Annotated in this window: 3 protein-coding genes and 1 pseudogene; all 4 read right to left on the reverse strand. The window is 61.4% G+C overall.

Annotation, left to right across the window (positions count from 1 at the left end):
- Positions 1–484, reverse strand: a 484-nt coding sequence (locus tag EN879_RS29000; RefSeq protein WP_164774639.1) for an efflux RND transporter permease subunit, incomplete at its 3' end; no start/stop codon positions are given.
- Positions 485–683: 199 nt separating this feature from the next.
- Positions 684–1,835, reverse strand: coding sequence for an efflux RND transporter periplasmic adaptor subunit (locus EN879_RS29005; RefSeq protein ID WP_063167611.1), 1,152 nt, complete (start codon positions 1,833–1,835; stop codon positions 684–686).
- A 56-nt stretch (positions 1,836–1,891) separates the two neighbouring features.
- Positions 1,892–2,497, reverse strand: a complete 606-nt coding sequence (locus EN879_RS29010) for a TetR family transcriptional regulator (protein ID WP_013532915.1) — start codon at positions 2,495–2,497, stop codon at positions 1,892–1,894.
- A gap of 453 nt (positions 2,498–2,950) precedes the next feature.
- Positions 2,951–3,355: pseudogene (locus tag EN879_RS29020) on the reverse strand (AMP-binding protein); the annotation flags it as partial.

A 3,355-nucleotide genomic window follows, 5' to 3' on the forward strand; every position in this document is an offset into this window, starting at 1 on the left:
AGCTGAAGCCGTCGCCGCTGATCGAATGCAGGGTGATAAAGGTGTCGCCGAATTCGTCGTTGAAATAGGGGCCGAGCAGACCTTGTGGCAAGTCACCGGCAATGTCACCGACCTTCTTGCGCACCTGGTAGAACGCGTCGGTCATCTCGGCGGTGTTGGTGTCGCCCTTGATCTGCACGGTGATGATGGCGCTGCCGGCGCGGGTGAAGGAGCGCACGAAATCGAGATGCGGCGTCTCCTGCAGCTTGCGTTCGATCTTGTTGACGACCTGGTCTTCCATCTCCTGGATCGAGGAGCCCGGCCAGATCGCCTGGACGACCATGACCCGGAAGGTGAAATCGGGATCTTCCTTCTGGCCCATGCGCATCAGGCCGAGCGCGCCGGAAATGATGATCAGGCCGAACAGGAACCGCGCAATGGCGGGATGGCCGATTGCCCAGCGCGACAGGTTGAAGGGCCGCTTCTCTTCCGTGGAATTGGTCATCGACGCTGGTCCATCTATCTAGCGCAACAAAATCGAGGGTTCGTAGTGGCTTCCGGGCGGCAAGGCTCTCCCAGCGGAGAAGCACTCATCGCGGTGGGACGCGAAATCGATGTGGGGGTTACATCAATCGAGCGTCTCGGTCGGGCGCCTGCCGCCCGGAAACCAGCGGCTGCGGGAACGCGCAGCCGGTTGTCTGTCGTCAGCGCACCTGCTTGGCGTCGCCGTCCGCCGCGGATGCCGATTGCAGCGCCGTATCACCGGCGAGCTTCACCTTGAGGTTCTCGGTCATGAATTGCGTGCCGGCGGCGACCACGACATCGCCGGGTTTCAAACCCTCCGCGACACGCACGCCATCGGCGGCGAACTCGGCAACCTTGATCGGACGAGCATGAACGGTGTCGGCGCCACGATCGACGGTCCAGACGATCGATTGGGTGCCTTGCTCGGCCAGTGCGCTCAGGGGGATCGAGACCAGCTGCCGCTCATTGGCCGCCGTGGCTTCGATGCTGGCGGTCATGCCGAGCAGCACACGCGGATCGTTGGGCAGGCTGACGCGGACGGCAAAGGTGCGTGATTGCGGATCGGCGCTGCCGGCGACTTCGCGGACCTTGCCGTCGAGCGCCAGCGCATCGTCGGACCAGAAGCCCGCCTTGACCGCCTTGCCCGGCTTGAATTCGGCGATTTCCATTTCGGGGACGGCGATCAGCACTTCCTTTTCGCCGTCGACAGCGACAGTGACAACCGGCGTGCCGGAACCGACCACCTGGCCAACGTCGGCGCTGACCGTGGTGACGATGCCATCCCTGTCGGCCTTGAGATCGGTATAACCGACCTGGTTCTTCGCCTGAGCCAGTGTCGAAAGGGCGGAATCACGGGTGGCGACCGCTTGGTCATAGGTCAAGGTCGCCTGTTCGAGCTGTGATTTCGGGGCAAAATTCTTGGCAAAAAGCTGCTCGGCACGCTTGCGGGCGAGTTCCACGGTCTCGACCTGCCGCTCGGCGGCATCGAGCGCTGCCTGCGCGCTCTTGACCGAAAGGTCGTAGTCAATGGGATCGATGCGGGCGAGCACATCGCCCGAGGCCACATGCTGGCCGATATCGACGAGGCGCTCGGTGATCTTGCCATTGACGCGGAATGCCAGAGCGCTCTCGGTGCGGGCCCTCACCGACCCGGAATAGGAGAGCGTGCGGGTGTCATGTACCTTCGCGATCTCGACAACCTTGACCGGGCGGATGATATCCTTGACTTCGGTTTTTTCCTGGCTGCAGCCGGCAAGCCCGAGAGTGGCGGTGACAAGCAGCACCGGGCCTACAGCGGGCAACCTGCCGATGATTGAACTGAACGAAGACACGCGCGTACTCCCGAAATGGAGATGAATCGTTGAAACCGGCGCCCGGCGGGCGGAGGCTACTTCAAGGCCTTGATTGCATAGTCGACGAGGTCGTCAGGCATTGCCCGGTTGGTCTTGGCAAGGCATTGCGCCACCATCTGCGGATGACACAGGATGACGGTCGCGGCGCCGAAACAGCGAGACGCGATAACCGGATCCTGTTTTCTGAACTCACCGGCCTCGATCCCGTCACGAATGATTTCCGCGAACAGGTCGTGAATGCTGTCGACATGCTTGTCGATCACACCCCAATCCCGTTCGAGGGCGACGATGACCATCTCGTGGACCTTCTGGTCGTCGAGCATGACCTCCATCGTCATCTTGTATTGCGCATGCACGTAGCGCCGGAGCCGCTCCTCGGCGCTGATCGGCAGGCGCGAAATCTCGTAGGCCATCTTGTAGCTGGCGCCGAGCATCCGGCCGCAGACGGCCTGGTGGATTTCGACCTTGGAGGCGAAGAAACGGTAGATGTTGGCCGGCGACATGCCGAGCTCACGCGCAATGTCGGCGACATTGGTCTTGCCGTAGCCATAGTGCCGGAACAGGCGCTCGGCGCAATCGAGAATGCGCGTTACATTTTCCTGTCGGGCGGCTTCGGCGACTATGGTGGCGGCTTCGGACATGATCCTCTATCGATTTACGAGTGACGAATTTTGATTTTCATCACTCGTAAATCGAAAAGAAGGACCTGTCAATGCGGATTCGGTATACACGTACGAATGGTGACAGATGGTGACAGTGAGAAGGTGGAATCGACGATCGCCGTTAGCGGCTGGCCCTGATGAATTCGTCATCCTAGGGCGAAGCAAGGAGCGAAGCGACGCGGCGCAGACCCTAGGATCCATGCCGCGACGTTGGTCAAAGAGTGCGACGGATCAACAGGTTTACACCGGTCAGCGAGCTGTAGCCTGCAGCCGCCATTCTCGACTGTCGGAGCTCGGCCGCAAGGTGACGGCATGGATCCCTTGGGCTGCGGAGCAGCTCCAGGGTTTCCGCGACGTCGCTCGCGACTGCTACACCCTAGGATGACGAAGCCCGCGACAAATTGTCGAGGCGAAGCATGGGTGGCGATGCAGCTAAGCCCCCTTGGCCATCTCGCGTAGCCGGAATTTCTGGATCTTGCCGGTCGAGGTTTTCGGGATTTCGGCGAAGATGACCGCCTTCGGCACTTTGAACCGGGCAAGCAGCGCGCGGCAGTGATCGATGATCTCGGCTTCGGTCGCGACCTTGCCGGGTTTCAGCTCGACATAGGCAACAGGCACTTCGCCCCATTTGTCGTCGGGCCTGGCGACGACGCCGCAAGAGGCAACCGACGGGTGCTTGTAGAGCGCGTCCTCGACCTCGATAGAGGAAATGTTCTCGCCACCGGAGATGATGATGTCCTTGGAGCGGTCCTTGAGCTGGATGTAGCCATCGGGGTGCATGACGCCGAGATCGCCGGAATGGAACCAGCCGCCGGCGATCTCGGCGTCATGCACCCC

The organism is Mesorhizobium sp. M7A.F.Ca.AU.002.02.1.1, assembly GCF_003998535.1.
In the GTDB taxonomy this organism is placed as follows: Bacteria; Pseudomonadota; Alphaproteobacteria; order Rhizobiales; family Rhizobiaceae; genus Mesorhizobium; species Mesorhizobium ciceri.